General features: G+C 44.5%; 14 protein-coding genes. 5 read left to right on the top strand and 9 right to left on the bottom strand.

Annotated elements, in window-relative coordinates; all coding sequences use genetic code 11:
* Window positions 1-1203 carry a zinc metallochaperone GTPase ZigA gene (gene zigA, locus ACFI6J_RS10235; protein ID WP_278346188.1) on the bottom strand — a complete coding sequence of 401 codons (1203 nt, stop codon included), beginning with the start codon at window positions 1201-1203 and terminating at the stop codon, window positions 1-3.
* 81 nt (window positions 1204-1284) lie between these two features.
* Window positions 1285-2241, bottom strand: coding sequence for a GlxA family transcriptional regulator (locus tag ACFI6J_RS10230; RefSeq protein ID WP_278346187.1), 957 nt, complete (start codon window positions 2239-2241; stop codon window positions 1285-1287).
* Between the two features lie 104 nt (window positions 2242-2345).
* Between ACFI6J_RS10230 and ACFI6J_RS10225 the strand changes: the two genes are divergently transcribed.
* On the top strand, window positions 2346-2891 hold the full coding sequence (locus tag ACFI6J_RS10225; protein ID WP_462586072.1) for a cysteine hydrolase family protein: 546 nt from the start codon (window positions 2346-2348) through the stop codon (window positions 2889-2891).
* Window positions 2892-2923: 32 nt separating this feature from the next.
* On the opposite strand, the gene ACFI6J_RS10220 is transcribed toward ACFI6J_RS10225, so the two are convergent.
* The 3 genes from ACFI6J_RS10220 to ACFI6J_RS10210 form a co-directional block, all read right to left on the bottom strand.
* Window positions 2924-3484, bottom strand: a complete 561-nt coding sequence (locus tag ACFI6J_RS10220) for an isochorismatase family protein (RefSeq protein ID WP_278346184.1) — start codon at window positions 3482-3484, stop codon at window positions 2924-2926.
* An 82-nt stretch (window positions 3485-3566) separates the two neighbouring features.
* On the bottom strand, window positions 3567-4874 hold the full coding sequence (locus ACFI6J_RS10215) for a short-chain fatty acid transporter (protein WP_282763511.1): 1308 nt from the start codon (window positions 4872-4874) through the stop codon (window positions 3567-3569).
* Between the two features lie 67 nt (window positions 4875-4941).
* Window positions 4942-9063 carry a two-component regulator propeller domain-containing protein gene (locus tag ACFI6J_RS10210; RefSeq protein WP_282763513.1) on the bottom strand — a complete coding sequence of 1374 codons (4122 nt, stop codon included), beginning with the start codon at window positions 9061-9063 and terminating at the stop codon, window positions 4942-4944.
* A gap of 292 nt (window positions 9064-9355) precedes the next feature.
* On the opposite strand from ACFI6J_RS10210, the gene ACFI6J_RS10205 reads away from it, so the two are divergent.
* Window positions 9356-10584 (top strand): IS3 family transposase gene (locus ACFI6J_RS10205; RefSeq protein ID WP_462586071.1). Its coding sequence is split into 2 segments (ribosomal slippage): window positions 9356-9707 and window positions 9707-10584, totalling 1230 coding nucleotides; the frame shifts between segments, so codons are not numbered across the junction.
* Window positions 10585-10630: 46 nt separating this feature from the next.
* On the opposite strand, the gene ACFI6J_RS10200 is transcribed toward ACFI6J_RS10205, so the two are convergent.
* From ACFI6J_RS10200 to ACFI6J_RS10185, 4 genes are all read right to left on the bottom strand, one after another.
* Complete coding sequence (locus tag ACFI6J_RS10200) at window positions 10631-13384, bottom strand: M16 family metallopeptidase (RefSeq protein ID WP_278347073.1); 2754 nt, start codon at window positions 13382-13384, stop codon at window positions 10631-10633.
* Between the two features lie 204 nt (window positions 13385-13588).
* Window positions 13589-13882, bottom strand: coding sequence for a YfcL family protein (locus tag ACFI6J_RS10195; protein ID WP_278347074.1), 294 nt, complete (start codon window positions 13880-13882; stop codon window positions 13589-13591).
* Between the two features lie 96 nt (window positions 13883-13978).
* Window positions 13979-15142, bottom strand: a complete 1164-nt coding sequence (locus ACFI6J_RS10190) for an ATP-NAD kinase family protein (RefSeq protein WP_014949977.1) — start codon at window positions 15140-15142, stop codon at window positions 13979-13981.
* 13 nt (window positions 15143-15155) lie between these two features.
* Window positions 15156-15878 carry an elongation factor P hydroxylase gene (locus tag ACFI6J_RS10185; protein ID WP_278347076.1) on the bottom strand — a complete coding sequence of 241 codons (723 nt, stop codon included), beginning with the start codon at window positions 15876-15878 and terminating at the stop codon, window positions 15156-15158.
* Window positions 15879-16032: 154 nt separating this feature from the next.
* Here ACFI6J_RS10185 and ACFI6J_RS10180 point away from each other — a divergent pair, with 154 nt between their 5' ends.
* From ACFI6J_RS10180 to ACFI6J_RS10170, 3 genes are all read left to right on the top strand, one after another.
* Window positions 16033-16743 (top strand): FFLEELY motif protein, encoded by a 711-nt coding sequence (locus ACFI6J_RS10180; protein ID WP_101565118.1) that lies wholly within the window; start codon window positions 16033-16035, stop codon window positions 16741-16743.
* A gap of 64 nt (window positions 16744-16807) precedes the next feature.
* Window positions 16808-17257: an acyl-CoA thioesterase gene (locus ACFI6J_RS10175; RefSeq protein WP_014976907.1), complete on the top strand. Its 450-nt coding sequence runs from the start codon at window positions 16808-16810 to the stop codon at window positions 17255-17257.
* Window positions 17254-18489: a retropepsin-like aspartic protease family protein gene (locus tag ACFI6J_RS10170; protein ID WP_278347077.1), complete on the top strand. Its 1236-nt coding sequence runs from the start codon at window positions 17254-17256 to the stop codon at window positions 18487-18489. Before ACFI6J_RS10175 ends, ACFI6J_RS10170 begins: the two co-directional genes overlap by 4 nt.
* Window positions 18490-18504: the final 15 nt, after the last annotated feature.

Genomic DNA, 18504 nt, shown 5'->3' with positions numbered 1-18504 from the left:
TTAGTGCTCCCACGCAGGAAATGGGTCAGGCATTTCAGCCCAAACATGATGGCCTTGAATAAGCTGATCGTCTGTTAACAAGCAACGATCTAACCGCTCGATAATGTCGTTTTTATTAAGCCCTTGTCCAATGAACACCAGTTCTTGACGCATGTCACCGAAGGGCTCCATCCATTGTTCTTCAATCGCTTTAAGGTATTCAGGGTCTTCAGGCCACTGCTCTTTGGGTACGGCTTTCCAAAACAGCCCAGCAGCCCCGTATCTCGCCATACCGCCAGCTTGGCTCCAGCTGCCCGCTAATTGAGGGCGTGTTGCCAGCCAGAAGAAGCCTTTTGAACGAATTAACTTACCTGCAATGTCTTTACTATGAATAAAATCATAAAACTTCTGCGGATCGAACGGACGTCGCGCTTCGTACGAAAAGCTGCTTATACCAAACTCTTCAGTCTCTGGTACGTGCTCGCCACGCATTTCTTTCAGCCAACCGGGCGACTGCTGAGCACGCTCGAAGCTAAACCGCCCTGTGTTCAGCACTTTGTCGAGGGGCACTTTTCCATGCTCGATAGGAATTTGAATAGCCTCGGTATTAAGTGTTTGCAGAATACTTTTAAGGCGCGCCAACTCTTGTTCAGAGACTAAGTCGGTTTTGCTTATTAGCAATATATCAGCAAATTCCACTTGTTCGACCAACAAGTCTGCCACGCTTCGCTCGTCTTCCTCCCCCAAGCTCTCACCCACTTCATTGAGAAACTTAGCTTCGTCATAGTCTTTAAGAAAATTCAATGCGTCGACAACGGTAACCATCGAATCGAGGCGTGATATTTCCGACAAGCTTTTACCGTCTTCATCGGCAAACGTGAAGGTCTCAGCTACAGGCAAAGGCTCCGAAATACCTGTAGACTCTATTACCAGATAATCGTATTTACCTTCATGCGCTAAACGCTCTATCTCTTCAAGCAAATCTTCTCGCAACGTGCAACAAATACAGCCATTGCTCATTTCAACTAGCTTTTCTTCGGCTCGATTAAAGCTAATTTCATTTTTCACCGTAGCAGCATCGATATTGATTTCACTCATATCGTTAACAATAACGGCTACTCTTAATCCATCACGATTATTCAGAATATGATTTAGAACCGTGGTCTTACCGGCGCCTAGAAAGCCCGAAAGTACGGTAACGGGAAGCTGAGTTTGAATAGACATAACGACTCGCTAAGTTTCACTTTAAATCTCGAATTTAATTAATGTTATAACATAACAACTAAAATAAAAATAACGATATGATTAATTTATTGCAAAACGCTTGCGGTATTCCACCGGACTAAGCCCATACTCTTTACGGAATATCTTCCTAAACGCATTGACGTTTTGATAGCCCACGTTGAATGCAATATCAGTAATGCTACGCGTAGATACTTCAATTTGCTGACAAGCATGATGAAGTCTCAGCTTCTGCAGATAGTCGATGACTGACATACCTAACGCTTGCGTAAATCTTCGCTGTAAGGTTCGCTGACTAACGAAAGTGTGGCTGGCTAAATCGCTAAGAGAAATTGGCTGACTGTAATGATTTGCCAAGTAATTTTGCGCTTTAACAACGAGAGCATCACCATGATCTTTTTTGGGTGAAAACTGGTGATAAAAGCCTTGCTCCCTGTAACCTGTATCCACCACCATCTCTTTAGAAAGACTCAAGGCAATGGTGGGTGAACTTAAGGTCGATATAATTTCAAACACAAGATCAATCCACGCCATTCTTCCACCAGCTGTTATTACACCCTCCCCGTTTACCACGATAGCCTTAGCATCTAGCTTTGCAGTGGGAAAGGTTGCCATGAAGTGATCGGCAATTCGCCAGTGTGTAGTACACACTTTGTTATCTAAAAAGCCCCCTTTGCCAAGAATAAATGCACCTACGCAAGCAGATGCGAGCAATACACCTTGGGACTGCATGACTTCCATATAGTTGATAAGTGATGTGAAGTCATGCTCAAAAAATGTTTCACTCATGCTTGGCGGCAAGATGACGACATCAACCAGTGCATTTGAATTCAACTGTTCCGCTTTGTAAATACTCGCGCTAAATGCCACATCAGCGTTGATTTGCTCACACATCGTATTTGCTAACTCTAACATCTCAACGATGCCGTAAAGCGCAGATTGGCTTGCGGTTGGATAGTTTATTACTGCTATTTTTATTTCTTTCATCGTTTCATTGTCGTTCTGTGAACGCTGTCGCATTTGGCGCGCTTTTTGTCATTATCGTCACTCTCTATTACACGTGAAAATCTGCAAAATAGTCAATATCGAGTAAGCACAACTTAAACCGTGCTAGAGACTATTTCTTGGAAAAAGAGGGTAAGACCGTGGTTAAACAAGCACTTATTGTTATAGATATTCAAAACGATTACTTTCCTGAAGGGAGGTATCCTTTACACAAACCAGAGCTTGCGATGCAAGAAACACTTAAAGCGATGGCTATTGCAAAGGAAAAGAGCATTCCGATTATTCACATACAGCACCTTGTGCCTGTTGAGGCCGGAGAAGGGTTGTTTTTCTATGAAGGATCTCATGGCGCTGAAATTCATAAAGAGGTGATAGCCGCTGCCCCGGATGCGCCCATCATCACAAAGCAACACGCCGATTGTTTTGAAAACACCAATTTAGACGAAACCTTACAGTCATTGGGCGTGGATGAAATTCTTCTTGCAGGTATGATGACCCACAACTGCGTAACTCACACAGCATTATCACCAGCTGCTGCCAAGTATTCCCCCAAAGTCATTGAACCTTGCACCTGCACGCGTGACGCCATTGGTCATCTATTGGCGCTGGATTCTATGCAAGTGCGTGGTATTGACATTGTATCGATAGAAACCGCATTCGCTTAGCTCCGACTTGTTTCGCTCATCACGTTGTTCGACTACTTGATGAGCGCTAACACTTCTCGGAATTTTGGATGTTGGCATGATTTTAAAAGGCCAAAAAGTGTCATCTCAAAACTGCTGATCCGTGCGCCCTGCTCACGCATATTTTGGATGGCGAGCACAGCATTTGAAGACTCTCTTGAAGAAATGCAGTCCTGTATTACTTCCACAGTGTGATTATTTTCCAATAAACCCGTTACCGTTTGATAAACGCATACGTGCGCTTCAATTCCCACAACCAGCCATCGACTTAATTCCATTTCACCAATGTACGCCAGTATTTCAGACGAGCACTGGTCAGTACCCGCTACTGCGTTAAAAGTAAATTTCTTAAAGTGAGGATCGCTTGCGACATGACTTTCAATTTCAGGGACCGTTTTCCCCAAGCCATCAGGATTTTGCTCAAGTACAACTACGGGAATATTGAGCAATTTACAACACTGTATTAGCTTTACTGTTTTGCAGATCATTGTCTGGCTATCATTGACTTTTCGAGCCAGCGCGCCCTGAACATCTACGATCAACAATCCTACCTTTTCTTCGTCTAAAAGCATCATTCACACCGCTTGTATTTAAGTTGTGGCTTCATATTCGGCTCTATTCGCCTTGTTTGACGGCGTTAAATTGCTCTCGAAATCCTCACACAAACCGCAATACCAAGGAAATAATGACACCGGTTACGATAAGCTGAACTAAGCAAAAGCCCATAATGTCTTTGGCTTTCAAGCCGGCTATGGCAAGTACGGGTAGCGCCCAAAATGGCTGAATCAAATTGGTCCACGCATCACCCCACGCTACCGCCATGGCAACTCTATTTATTTCGGCTCCAAGTTCAGCGGCAGCAGGCAAGATTACTGGGGCTTGCACTGCCCACTGCCCTCCACCCGACGGCACAAAGATATTAACAATGCCTGCGCTAATAAAACTCCATACTGGCAGCGACTCTGCAGATGCAAAGCTAATCAGCCACTCTGACATGGTTTGGGCCAATCCTGATTGAACCATTACCGCCATGATCCCTGCATAAAATGGGAACTGTATAACAATACCACTACCGCCCTGAACGGCTTGCTGCAGGCTATGCAGTACATTGCGTGGTGTACCGTGAAGGACAATAGCGAGAAAGAGAAATAGCGTATTAACGATATTGAGATTAAGCCCGCCCCCAGAAACAAAGTAGTTAGTGAGATAAGCAAGCCCTGCAAAGCCTACAAGCAACCCAAGCACTTTACTATTTTCAAGCTTGTCGGCGGGCCGCTCGTTTGTTGGTGAAGGCAAAGCGTCGTCTTGTAGCTTTGCGCTATCGACAATAATGCTTTCAGATTCAGGCGGTAACATTAAACGATTAACAAGAGGAATAATCACGAACATGATTGCCAATAACAGTAAGTTAAACCCACTGAAAATAGTCTCTCCAGTGCCAATTACACCAATCTGTGCTTCTGAAAAATGGCCCGGCGTTGCAATAGTTAAGGGCACAGAGCCCGCTAGACCGCCATGCCATACAATAAAACCTGAGTACGCGCTTGCCACCAATAACCGATAATCAACCGACACTTTTCTTGCTAAAGCTTTAGCAAACAACGCGCCTACAACAAGACCAAAGCCCCAGTTTATCCAGCTTGCGATAAGCGACACCAACGTGACCAGCACAATGGCGCTCCCAGGGCTTTTTGCTAAGCTCGCAAGCCTCTCAAGTAAGGATTTTACTAACGGCGTGCATGCTAGCATAAACCCAGTGACTAGCACTAAGAGCATTTGCATTGAAAATGTGAGCAGCCCCCAAAATCCGTCACCCCACTGTTGAATAGTTGTAAGTGGAGACTGATTTTGAATGACCACTGCAAACGCAAACGTAATTAGGGTGAGTAATAAAACGAAAATGTAGGGGTCAGGAAGATATCGTTCGACGAGTTTGACGAAGGGTTTTGATGCTCGGTTTAGCATTAACGCTCTCACAACATGTTAAAAACTTGTTGCATATTAACGCGTTTATTTCCCCGTTGGCGAGGGTCTAATTAACTTTGTTGAGCCAGTGCTGTAATGTTGAAGTTACTTTATTGTGCTCTATGGGTTTGGTGAGAAAATCATCCATACCGGCTTTCATACACATATCTTTGTCGCCCTGCATAGCATTCGCCGTCATCGCTATGATGGGTACACGTTTGTAAACTTCGCCAGCTGCACCATAGCGAATAAGCTTGGTTGCTTCGAACCCGTCCATTTCCGGCATTTGGCAATCCATTACAATGGCACTGTAATGCGCCTTTAGCTTGCTGCTTTTTAACAGTTCTAACGCTTCTACACCGTTGTTGGCAACGTCAACCACATACCCTTCGCTTTCTAGAACATTGGTGGCCACTATTTGATTAATGGCATTGTCTTCTACTAACAAGATTCGATAAGCATTATCATCAGAGGTGGACTTTGCGTTTTCTTCAGGTGATTGCACGTGCTGAGTGTTGCCTTCGATAATATGAACCGGATCATCCTCCCGTTTTTTAAAGCGTGGTTTAGCTTCATAGTCAGATGTATTTACTGATTCCTCTACAATTCGAATTAAATCTGAAGAGGTCAGTGGCTTAGGAAGACTCTCATCAACGTCTACTCCGCCATAGACAACAGAGCTCTCCATGTCGCTTAGCTGTGTCATTAATACCAAACGCGTATGTTTTGTTCTGGGGTTATCTAAAAGTATCTGGCCGAAGTGTTGTGAAAACTCCTCCTCTTCTGCTTTCTCCAGAAATACAACATCAATGGGTATTGCCGGTATCTCTTGCTCGCTGTCTTTCAAATATAAGCTAATCGCTTCCTCAATCGAAGATGCGGTCAGCGTAAGCACTCCCCAAAGTTTCAGCTGGCTTTGCATGGCACGTCTTGTTGAAGCATTGTCGTCAATAATCAGGCAACACATGTCTTGTTTAGCAAGCTGAGGGCGCACAGCGTTGCGTTGCTCGGCGTAGCGAATTTCGCATGTAACATCAAAACGGCTGCCTTTGCCAAGCTCGGTGGTAACACTTATGTCTCCTCCTAACAATTGGCACAGCTTTTTGGTAATGCTCAACCCAAGCCCTGTTCCGCCATAGCGTCTAGTTGTAGAAGCGTCGACCTGTGTAAACGCATCGAACAAATGAGGTAGTTTTGATGCGGGAATACCAATGCCCGTATCTGCCACCGCAATGTGCATAAGCGCAGTATTCTGATTGTTAGTAGGAAGCAATTCTGCCGTGACAGAGAGCTCTCCCTGCTCAGTAAATTTAACGGCGTTACTTAAAAGGTTTGTGAGGATTTGTTGAATTCGACTGGGGTCTGAGTTTATTTTCGACTCACTGACCTTTGACAAATCTACAACAACATCCAGCCCTTTTTCTTGCGCTAGATGCGCAACCGATTGAGCAATACTCTCAATCAATTCCCTTACATCAAATTCAACGGACTCAATCTCGAGTTTATCCGCTTCTATTTTAGAGAAATCCAAAATATCATTAATCAGGGCCAGTAGAGAATTAGCGCTTGAGCTTGCGATGTTGACGCGCTGTGATTGCTCAGTAGTTAGGTTGCTTTTCTTAAGCAGACCCAGCATCCCTATCACGCCGTTCATTGGCGTTCTAATTTCATGGCTCATATTTGCAAGGAATTCAGACTTCAACTTGGTTGCTTCTTCGGCTTGTTCCAGCGCTTTTTTCAAATCGTTGGCCTGAGCTTTCAACGAGGCTGTTTTTTCTGAAACTTGTTGCTCTAGCGCCTGAACAAAGCGCTTCTGCTTGGTAATCTCTGTTTGCTGTAAGCGGGTTCTTAAGTAAATGATCAACAGAACAATGCCGAGTAAAAACGCAATGTAAATGCTGTATGCCCACCATGTTTTCCAAGGAGCTGCTGCTACATGCAAATTAACCGACATGACTTCACTGCCCCATTCACCATTAGGCTTCATTGCTTTGACCAGCAATGTATAGGTGCCGCCATTTAGGTTAGTAAATGAAACGTTGTTGTGATTTCCGATATCAATCCACTGTTCATCGTATCCTTCTAATTTGTAGGAAAAATGCGAACGCTTGGGAGCAGAGAAGTCTAGAAGAGCAAAATCTAATGAGAAGAAATAGTCTTCGTAGGAAAGATTAATATCCGTAACGTAGGATAGTGGTTTATCAAGGCTTACTGCTTCGCCCATTTTATTGAAGCCAGTTAGCACAATTTTAGAGTCGACTAACTCAGACTGTCCTGGCACATACTCAAAGTATTCAATACCTCGCTGGCTACTGGTAAAGAACGTGTTGTTAGCGGCTCTAAGTAAACTGTTTGAATAAAAGTTCTGACTTACAGCCCCTGCAGTGCTAGTGTAATTAATGGCACTTTCAGTAGCCGGATTAAAAAGAAAGATCCCTTTATTCGTGGTAAGCCAGAGCTGGCCCTCGTCGCCGTCTGCAATCGCTCTTACTAAGGTAGCGGGCAACCCTTTCTGCTCCCCAAACCAATCAAAGGATTTCGATTCAGGCTTATAAAGGTTCAACCCCCGTTGGGTTGCAATCCAAATTTGGCCGTTTTTGGTCTCATGAATATCTTCGACAATGCTGCCCAACAGACCTGCATTGTGATCTTTATTGTACTCAATCTGAGTGAAAGTATTGTCCTGAATGGACCATAAATTTACGCCACTTCCAGTGCCAATCCACATATTTCCTTGAGAGTCATTTACAATGGCGTGAATCTCTGGGTGAGCTAAACCGTCAGTCGTTGAAAGATGCCTAAAGGCGCCAGATTGCACGTTGTATATATAAATACCATGCTTGTAGGTACCTATCCATACATTGCCTTCGTTATCTAACGCTAACGCTCTGAATTCTCTGAACTGGCGATATTTGCTGTCTTCTCTGGGGTATTCTAAGCGACTTACATTTCCATTCTTTCTGTTAACACGTGCAATAAAGTTGTCTTGTGCCACCCAAATATTGCCGTGTTCATCGGGGACAATAATAGGTCGTTCTATAACTCCCCTATTTGAATATTCACTTTCTTCTTTAAATACCGAGTCAAATTCCTTTTGGAGTTTTTGCTCTTTCACTTTCCATGTATAAATTTCAGCATTTGCTGTAGCAATCAATACATCGCCACTATTTTTGAAGGTATCTAGCTCAATGCCACTGGGTGAAACCAATGAGTCACTATTGATCTGCTTGATTTTACGGCGAGGAGATAGTTTAAATATGCCGTGAACTTCACTGGTTACCCATTTTGTTTTAGTGTGGTCTTCATATATTATGCGAAGTCCGTTGTCATAGCCGAAGTCCATCTTCTCTACGTAATTTCCCTCACCTGTATGTCTATAAAGACCCGTGGTGGTCACAAACCAAATGCACCCTTCGTGATCTTCAATCATTGAGTTCACTTGGCCTAATGCTTTGCCGTCTCGCGTAGTTTGTGCAAGGAACACGCCTGAACTTGGAAAGAAAAGAAAAGGGCCTTCCTGAGTCGCCACATAGAATTGGCTTGACGACGTACGCAGCAAGCTACGTATTTCATTGGCTCCTGTTGCAGTACGATTATCAGGGTCGGGAAAGAAGTGCTTGGCGGTGAGAGTTCTTTTGTCTAGCAAGTTCAAGCCAAAACTGGTGGCTACCCACAGACTGTTGTCATTATTATCCATAATGTCCCAAATGCGATTATGAGACAGACTGTGGTCCTCATTGCTTTTCTTCTGAACCCTTTCGAATTCCCCATTTCCTAGAAAACGATTTAAACCTTGATCATACGAACCTAGCCAAATTTGGCCCGTTTTATCGTGGAAGAGTGATTGGATTCGGTTTGAAGATATGGAGCGAGGGTCGTCTGGATCATTCAAGTAACGAGAATAGCGACCTGTTGTTGGGTCGTACTTGTTAACTCCACCTCCCCACGTTCCAATCCATATATTGCCCTCTGCATCCAACATCAAATTGCCAGCGTCGTTGTGTGATAGCCCTTGGCTAGGATCGCTGTCAGACTCAAACAACGTAACTCTACGACCGTCGTAACGCATTACACCGTTTTCGGCAGTACCAAACCACAAAAAGCCTTGGCGATCTTGGATAATGGAATAAATCTCTGATGAGACGAAGCCATCTTCGGCAGTTAAAAGCTCAACCGAATACTCATTCATCAGCTTGTCTGCATTAGATGGATAAATACAGGGAATATAAAACAGGCAGAGAAGAGCTATTGCAAACAAGCGCACTGGTGCAAGTACAGGATTTGTTATGCTCGCAAAGAAGGCATTCTTCAAAGTGGAATCAAGACATTAAATTAAACTTTCTTAACCATAAATCATCTATTGAACGCAATCTATTCTACAAAAGACGCATTTGTCACATAAAAAGGGCCGAAAATGATATCGGCCCTTTTTCTCTTGGTTGTCCCGTCCTAAAATACGTTGACATAAAGAGGACTTCTTTATGACAACTTCAAGTAATCAAAGACCTAAGCGCACACAGCGTGATTACACATTAGCTTTTAAATTGGGTGTGGTTGAGCGTGTAGAAAAAGGCGAATTCACTTATAAACAGGCACAAGCTCACTTCGGAATACAAGGAAGGTCGACGGTATTAGTTTGGCTCAGAAAGCATGGTAGACTCGACTGGTCGAAACCATTTCAGCATCCACTTATGCCAAGTTCAAAAGAAACACCAGCCGAAAAAATAAAACGCCTCGAGAGAGAATTAGCTGACGAAAAGCTCCGTAATAAAATCCTTAATGGAATGGTAGATATTATGGATAACGAGTATGGAGCGGGTCTCAGAAAAAAGTACTTATCCGGTACGTCTGGCAAGCCAAAACAAGAAAAGAAATAAATTTGGCGGCAGCATGCCGGGTTGTGGGAATATCGAGACAGTCGGTTTACCAGGCTGTTTCTCGTATGGAGCATAGAAGAACAGAGCTATCGGTGATTAAAGAGTGGGTACTTTATTGGCGTAAGTTTATGCCACAAATAGGGACGCGCAAGCTCTATAAACTTATAAAACCAAAGCTGGTTGAGCATGGGATTAAACTAGGTCGAGATGGCTTTTTTACTTACTTAAGGAGCGAGGGACTACTCGTTAAGCCAAAGAAAAGTTTTACCAAAACTACATTCAGTAAACATTGGATGAAAAAGCATCCAAATTTACTTAAGGAAGAAGGTCTGCATAATGCAGAGCATGTGCTTGTTAGCGATATCACCTATCTCGAATCCGACCAAGGTGTACACTATCTATCGTTAGTAACAGACTCTAGCACGCGTAAAATTGTAGGGCACCACTTGAGCTTGGATATGAGGGCTGAAAATGTAGTCAAAGCACTGAAGATGGCCGTCAAAGATAAACGATATGCAGATAACAGTGTTCACCACTCAGACAGAGGGCTACAATACTGTTCAGCTATCTACCAGAATGAGTTGAATGCGAATGGGATCCAGCCGTCAATGACAGATGGTTACGACTGTTATCAAAATGCATTAGCAGAACGAATAAACGGTATACTTAAGCAAGAGTTCTTACTCTACCGATGTAAAACAATCGAAGAGTTGAAAATACTCGTTACCGAATCAATCAATATTTACAATGAAATGAGACCGCACTTAGCATTAGATATGGAAACGCCTAACGCAGTGCATAATAGAAAAGGCCAGCTTCGAGAGCTGGCCTAATAACTGTCAACCTATATTAGGACGACACAGGTTAATTATTTACCAACTACAGTGAATTCATGCTTTGCACGCTAACGGGCCCGAGCTGAGCCGCTTCAACTTCTGCTTTAATCTTCTCGGCATCTCCGATGATTATCCAGGTTAATTTCTCTGGGTGCAGCACTTCTTTCGCCGCGTTACTCAAATCGTCTAAAGACAAGCTGTTGTATTTCTCGACCAAAGACTCTGGGTAGCTATATTGTCTGTTAAATCTTTCACTCGACAGTAAGCTATACAATACCGCGTTAGCCGTCTCAAATTGACCTGGCAAAGAGCGAACTTCGTCTAACCGCGCCCTTTCAAGTTCATTCGCCATTGGCGGCTTTTCACCTAAGTAAGCGTTAAGCTCTTTCTTAAGCTCAAGCAGTGATGGACCTGTTTTATCGGTTTGCACCGGCGCATAAACCATAAACGGGCGCTGTCCCCTAGCATCTTGCAGGAAGGTGTACGCGCCATAAGACCAGCTTTTATCTTCACGCAGGTTCATATTAACGCGAGCAGTAAAAGCACCACCTAAGGTTAAATTCATGGCATTAATTGCAATATTATTGTCAGCCCCTGTTGGTGGCGCTAAATGTGCAGCCAGAATAAGCGACTGTTGTGCACCAGGGCGGTCGATAATAATCGCTTGGCCTTGCTCAGGCATTGACGCTTCAGCAATTTGCTTCGCACCTTTGCTACCTTCTACCTTCCATTTGCCAAACTCTTTCTCAAGCATGGGTTTAATGGCACCTAACGTGGTGTCACCAACAACAAAAATTGTCGCATTGTCTGGGCGTAGCCACGTATTTTTAAAGTTAACAAGGTCATCTCGCGTAATCGCTTGTACGTCTTGTTCAGTTCCGGTCCCGGTAAACGGAATACCGTACGCATGGCCTTCACCATAAATAAGAGGCGGAAGTAACGTAAGCGCAATACTTACAGGGCGTGTTTTTTGCTGTGCAATATTACTTAATATAAGCGCTCGTTGACGTTCAATCTCTTCCTCTTTGAACGTTGGTGATTTCAAGATATCCCCCATCAGCGCCAAAGAAGGCTCCATGTTCTCTGTTAACATTGACATGGTAACTGTGGTGGTATCTAGGTTTGAGCCGGCGTTTAAATCAGTACCCAACTGCTCAAGCTCTGCCGCAAGCTCCAGCGCGTCATATTTTCCCGCGCCTTCGTCAAGCATCTGTGTGGTGAAGCTCGCAAGTCCTAACTTGCCACCCGCATCAGCAGCGTAACCTGCGTCGAATTGCACCGCAACATTCACCAATGGAACCGTAGAGCGTTTTGCAAATACTACCTTTACACCGTTAGAAAGCGTAGTTTCTGTCACCTCAGGAAAGCTCAGTTGAGTCTCTGCATCGATTGAAGGCAAGCCAGAGCTGCGGTCAACGCCTTCGGTAGATGCTGTGTGCTCAATAAACGGAACAACCGTGATTTGATGCCACCCTTCTTTTAGCCATTTATTCGCAGCCGCTTTAACCCCTTTAGGAGTAGCCTGTCCTAGCTCACTCAATTCAGTTTTGAAGTAGTTAGGGTCGCCAGCAATGAATTCACCACTAGCAAGCGTATCGGCTTTACCGCCAAAGCCCCCAACCTCTTCAAGCCCGCGAATAATTGAAGCACGTCGCTTAGTCGACACCAATTTAACTTCGTCTTTGCTTGGACCTTTACGCAAAAACTCGCTAATGACTTTATCTATTTCTTTTTCTACTGTCGCAACGTCAACGCCATCTTTTACGTCAACCGTCACACCAAAAATAGACGCCATTTGTAGCTCGTAGTTAAACACCGAGGCATTGGTAGCAATTTGTTGGTCGTACACCAGTTCTTTATAAAGGCGTGAGTTTTTACCATCGCCCATGACACTCGCGGCAATGAACAAGTCTGTTGCGGTTGAAGAGGTATTTTCAGGTGAAACCCAAAGGCGGTAAATGCGCGATTGTGGCACCTTGTCTTGAATTACTTCTCGGGTATTTGCATTGCGCTTGGGTACCCATGCTTCCCATTTAGACAGTGCTGGGCCCGGCTCAATATCAGCGAAGTACTTGTTAACCAGAGGTTTGGCTTCTTCTGCGTTAATATCGCCGCTTAGCACCAGTATTGCGTTATTCGGTCCGTAATATTGGTTAAACCAGCCTTTAACGTCGTCTAACGATGCGGAGTTAAGATCTTCCATCGAGCCAATAACCGTATGATGGTAAGGGTGCCCTATGGGAAATAAGCCTTCAAAAATATGCGTGAATACGCTTCCGTAAGGCTGGTCTTCGCCCTGACGTTTTTCATTTTGTACAACGCCACGCTGTTCGTCTAATTTCTCTTGTGTTACCGCACCTAGCAAGTGCCCCATGCGATCAGATTCCATCCAGAGAATACGATCAAGTGCAGGTGTCGGAACGGTTTGGAAATAGTTAGTACGGTCAAAGTTTGTGGTACCGTTTAATCCTGTTGCCCCAGCTTCTTGTAACGGCCCAAACCATTCATCGTCATAGTTCTCCGTGCCGTTAAACATTAAGTGTTCAAATAGGTGCGCAAACCCTGATTTGCCGTTTGGTTCGTCTTTTGAACCCACCTTATACCAAACCGCAACGGCAACCACTGGGGCCTTGCGGTCTTCATGAACAATTACCGTTAACCCATTATCGGTAGTGAACTTTTCGTAGTCGATATTGATATCGTTTTTAGCAAACGCTGAGCCAACCAGCGTACTACTTACTGCCAGCACACCTACACTTACTTTTAAGCGCTTGGTGAGATGCTTAAGTACAGTCATTTCGTCATCCTTAATCTTATTATCTGTGCTGAACACCAAAATGTGCCAGGCACCACAAAACGGCTTTACGCCAATACTAAACATAAATCAATTTGGTAGTTTATAAAGAGTTACGATGCAGAAAACTGTAACGGATTGTAAAAGAGAGGATAAACGACGAACGAAGAAAAATTGATAGGGGAAAAGTAAGGAAGAAAGTCGCAATTATATTGCGACTAGCCGTGCCCAAAGCGCTTTAACTTGTTTAGCGTCTTCACTTTCTAATTCGTTGTTGGCGAATGCGCTATTTAGGCTCTCGAGCATTTTATCATTAAGCATCGCAACCGTAGCATCTTCTTGCATTTCTAACTGGCGAGCCTCTACTGCAAAGTGACCTTGCAAGTAGCTGGCTATAAACAATTCGTCATCACTACCGTGATTTACCACGTCATCAAGCGATGCCTCAATATCTGCGATGGCGTTAACGACATTTTCTGGTGCTGCAGCAGGTGGTAACACGTCTTACTCCTTCCTGTTTTTAAATATCAAATCTTAGTTCGAGATAAACTCATTTTTTATGGCTATACATGTGCCGTGTTGTATCAAACTACGTCTTTAAACAGCTTGGCAAAGTACTTTATCTTTATACCCAGTGATAACCGTGAACGCGCCTGCGAGTTCAGCGTCTAGCGTTGCATCGCTTGAGTCTAAGCGAAGCGGCTTACCGTTTAATGCCTGTAATTTTTGTTTAGTGGCAACAACGAGCATATTCTGCTTGCCAATTTGACGGATAAAAGCAGGGCTAAGCTGCTGATTTCCGCGACCTAATATGTGACCCTGACCACCGATAACCGTCAAAATGACTTTGGTGGGCTTGTCATGAGTCAGCGCAATCAGTTCGCTCGCAGTAACGTCACTTGCGATTAGCTCACCTTGTTTAACCACATCCACACCTAACAAGGTATTTTCTAGGCCAAGAAAGTCCATGACCGCACCTACGGTGGAGCCGGATCCCATGACAAAATAGGTATCAGGCTCATCGTCAATAATTTCACCAACGTAAGCGGCAATGTCGTCAAGCACTAAGGCCTCGTCTTCTTTCCCGCCCATTTTTACTGCTTGAACGTAAGTGAGCTCTGCGGGTACGCGCATTTCACCATAGTGTTTGGCAATAACTTTGCCCTCGCGAAACGCGTTTTCGTCAATATCACGTACTTCGGCGTCCATTTCACTCACAAGCTCGCCTGCGATCATCTGACTTACTACCTGCCCTGCCGCTGACGGCGACACGCAGTAAACGCCAGAGTGAATTTTGCAACCTGCAGGCACACCTAGCACGGGCACCTGTGTGCCAACTACGCTACAAATATTACGGGCTGTGCCGTCGCCACCGGCAAAAAGCAGTAAGTCGACGTTGGCGTCCACCATTGCTTTAGCTGCACGCTCTGAATCTTCGCCCTCGGTTTGCACGGCATCGGCCGTATAGATTACCTCATAAGGAATACCCAGAGATTCACAGATTGTTTCACCCATATCGCCCGATGCTGTCACGACGGTAAATTGCCCAGATAAAGCCTCTAGAATACTGAGCGCTTTCGCCATTTTTTCGTTGGCTTTTTTCTCTGCTCCCATGGCCAGTGCTTTTTCGCGAATTTCTGCACCGTCGCTGCCTTTAAGCGCGAGTGCTCCGCCTATGCCGGCAAAGGGGTTTACCACAACACCCAGTTTGAATTTGGGTTTGTTATCAAACGTTGATTGGCTAAGATCAGTATGATTCATTCGGCATCTACTCCTATCCCGCCACCCAATTTGCTGTTAGCGTATTTTTTGACGTGTCTGTTACCGTGCTATTTATTATGCTGCTACATGAACCAGACGACTTACCTTTACCAAACGCAGATGACAGCGCATTAATAAATTGTTCAGCCCGAGGCGGAAAGCCCTCAGATTTATAGCGTTCAAGCTGTGCGGCTACGTTTCGCGTAAAACCTTCTCTGTCGGGCTCAGCGCCGTTTAAGTTATCCGTGCTTACCTGAAACTTTCTTCCTGCTGCTTCTGTAAACGCCCACTCAATGGCCTGGGGCTTAATTTCTACTTTTTCGAAGTCAGCTTGCTGTGATGCATCGCGGCCATCTGGGCAATACCAGTAACCGTAATCTTCTAATAGTCGACGCTTTTCACCCGCAATACACCAGTGCGCAATTTCATGCAAAGCGCTTGAAAAAAATCCATGAGCAAACACGACTTGATGATAAGGTGTTGCGCTGTCTGCTGGGATGTAAATGGGTTCGTCATCACCTAAAACCAAGCGCGTATTAAAATCTTCAAATGTCGAATTAAACAACGCGATTAACACAGGTACATCAACATCTGCTTCTAAGTGATCCGACCCCGTAGTCGTTTCTCGGTGCATGCCCGGATATTCACTTTTTAGGCTTTCAACGTTTGAGCCTTCAGTATCGGTATTTCTAGTTTCAGTCTTGGCAAACAATGCGTGATGACTTGCGATGTTCATGGCGGCTAATAAATTCTACATAACAGAGCTATTTCAATGGCGGTGGAGTATACCAGTAAAACTTTGTCTTCTCACTTGAAAGGCTCGCTTGCTTAGGTCAATCTAGGTTTACAACAACGAATTAGCCACACTATCTCAACAGGGAGTTTGTCATTTGGCGCAAGAGATAATTAAACATATTCATCGGGTCAATGCCCTTCGTGACTTAGCCAATCAGTTGGGTGTAATGCCTATCATTCATCAATTGCAACATTGGCAATGCGAACGCTTACTGGTCACGCACGACGATTTAGCACAGCAAAAACGTTACCAAAAAGCCATGGCTTTTTTTGTAGATGAATTGTACGGGCCAAAAGATTTTAGCCAACGGGACGCTGATTTAGTGCGAGTTATTCCGAAGCTCGCAAAAGTATTGCCTGACAAAGCTATGAACGCTATGGACGACGCATTGTCGTTAAATGCACTATCGTTCGATTTAGATATGGCGATGGCTCAGTACTTACAAAGCCATTTTCCCGGAGAACCTATCAACCGAGATAACTACGCTTTGGCGTATCGTAATGTGGGCAGAATTGAGGATAGAAAGCATCAAATCGACATAATTTCCCATTTGGGCGATCAACTCGCCGACGTTATAAAAATTCGTGGTATAGGTATGTTAATTTCACTGTCCCGTCGTCCGGCTAAATTAGCAGGATTACTCGCATTGCATGAATTTTTGGAACGAGGGTTTGATGCGTTTAAAGCGATAGGTGACGTGCAGAGCTTTATTGACCCCGTATTGGTGAGAGAAAAAGCGATAATGCAATTATTGTTAAGCGATGATTTAACGTTACCTGAAGATAATCCCCTGCCTGTGGTATGAGGCACAATGCCTGAACTTGAAGAAGCAGAGTAGATCAAAGCAAAAATATGAGTAAGGAAAAAATTTGAGCACCCCAACGCTTAATTGGATGTTAGACGCCCCCTATGTGCAGCAGTGGCATATTGATGATACGCACATCGACCACTATCAGCACGTTAATAATGTGGCGTACCTGTCGCAGTTAGAAAGCCTAGCATGGGCCCATTCAAACGCGCTTGGCTTGCAGTTTGCCGATTATCAATCGCTTAACCGTGGCATGGTCATTAAGCGCCACGAGCTAAACTACCACCTGCCAACACATCTTGGAGATACGTTAGAATGCGCTACATGGATAGTGCATTGCGACAGCAAACTTACTTTGAAACGCCAGTTTCAATTTATCTGCCCAAAGCGAAACAAAACCGTATTTGATGCTATGACGACATTCGTATGTGTTAGCCTTGATACTGGCGCCCCAAAGCGAATGCCTAAACAATTCGTGGACATCTATGGCAAAGCGTGTGTGGCGCAATGAAAACGTGGCTAGCGATAGTGCTTTCGCTCTTCCTTATTGTGTCGTTAGGCATAAACGTTTACCTATGGCTTAGTTTAAAGCAGCACAATGATAAAGCTTATGCACTAGAGGCCAGTTATGAACACCGTTTAGATAGTGACAAGCAGCTAGAAACCCAAGCACAGTTGGTGGATGAAACTCAGGTAAACGAAAAAGCTGAGCCTTTCAACAATGAACGCTCTCCCGCCAACTTTTCACCTATGACAGGCACTAAAACGGCACCCAACGCACTTGACGATCTACGCACCTCTTCACCACTCGTTAATCAAGAGCAATTAGAGTCACTGACTACCCTACTCAATAACGAGCAATACGCGTTGCTCGCCACTGAATTAACAAACCTTTTAAAATATGACCCGCTCAACGAATCTCTGTTGTTGCTAGAGGGTGAACTGATTGAGTTAACCAAGCCTCTTTCAACGGACATAGTGCACTACTACGACTTGGCCGAACTGCCTCTTTCAACTGAAACTCTCTCATTTATTGACGCAAAAATTGCCACTTTGTATCAACAGGCCCAGACGCAGTTAAGTCAAGACGAACAATGGGAATTGGTTGCCAGATTAAATGAGCCACTGTATCAACGCATACCTGACGCTAGGCACTACACCCTTAATTTGGCTGAAGCTTACGCTTATCAGCAAAAGCTTACGTTAATGGAAGACGTGCTTGCTGCCCTTCCATCAAACGACAGAGACGCTAATATCATTCGCAATAAAGCCTATGAAATGCGCGATATTGCTGACACAGATAACACGCTTAGCGAAAGTGAAATAGAGCCAACAGGCGCTGAAGCCGCACGTTATCAAACCCGTATAGCCTTAGCGCGCATTGGCGATCAATATCGCCTTGATGTAAAGGCGCTTAACCAAAAAGCCACCATGATTTTAGATACGGGTGCCAGTACCACCGCAATATCATCCCGACTCTTTGCGCGTTTAGGCCGTATGCGAAACCTCACGTTCATTGGTAACTTCAACATTAGAACCGCGTCAGGAACCATTGAAGCCCCTCTGGTACAAATACCCCGATTTTACTTTGCTGGCTACGAGTTCAACGATGTTTCTGCCATCGTGCTGCCCGAAGACGCTCTACCCGATGCCGACGGATTGTTGGGAATGAACGTTCTAGGTCAGTTTGACTTTGCAATAATGCCCCAGTCTAGTGAGTTGATTTTGACAGAGCGAGATTAATGCAGTCTGCGAAAG

Source organism: Alteromonas sp. G4i13 (assembly GCF_054960505.1).
This window is presented reverse-complemented; position numbering and strand designations above follow the sequence as displayed.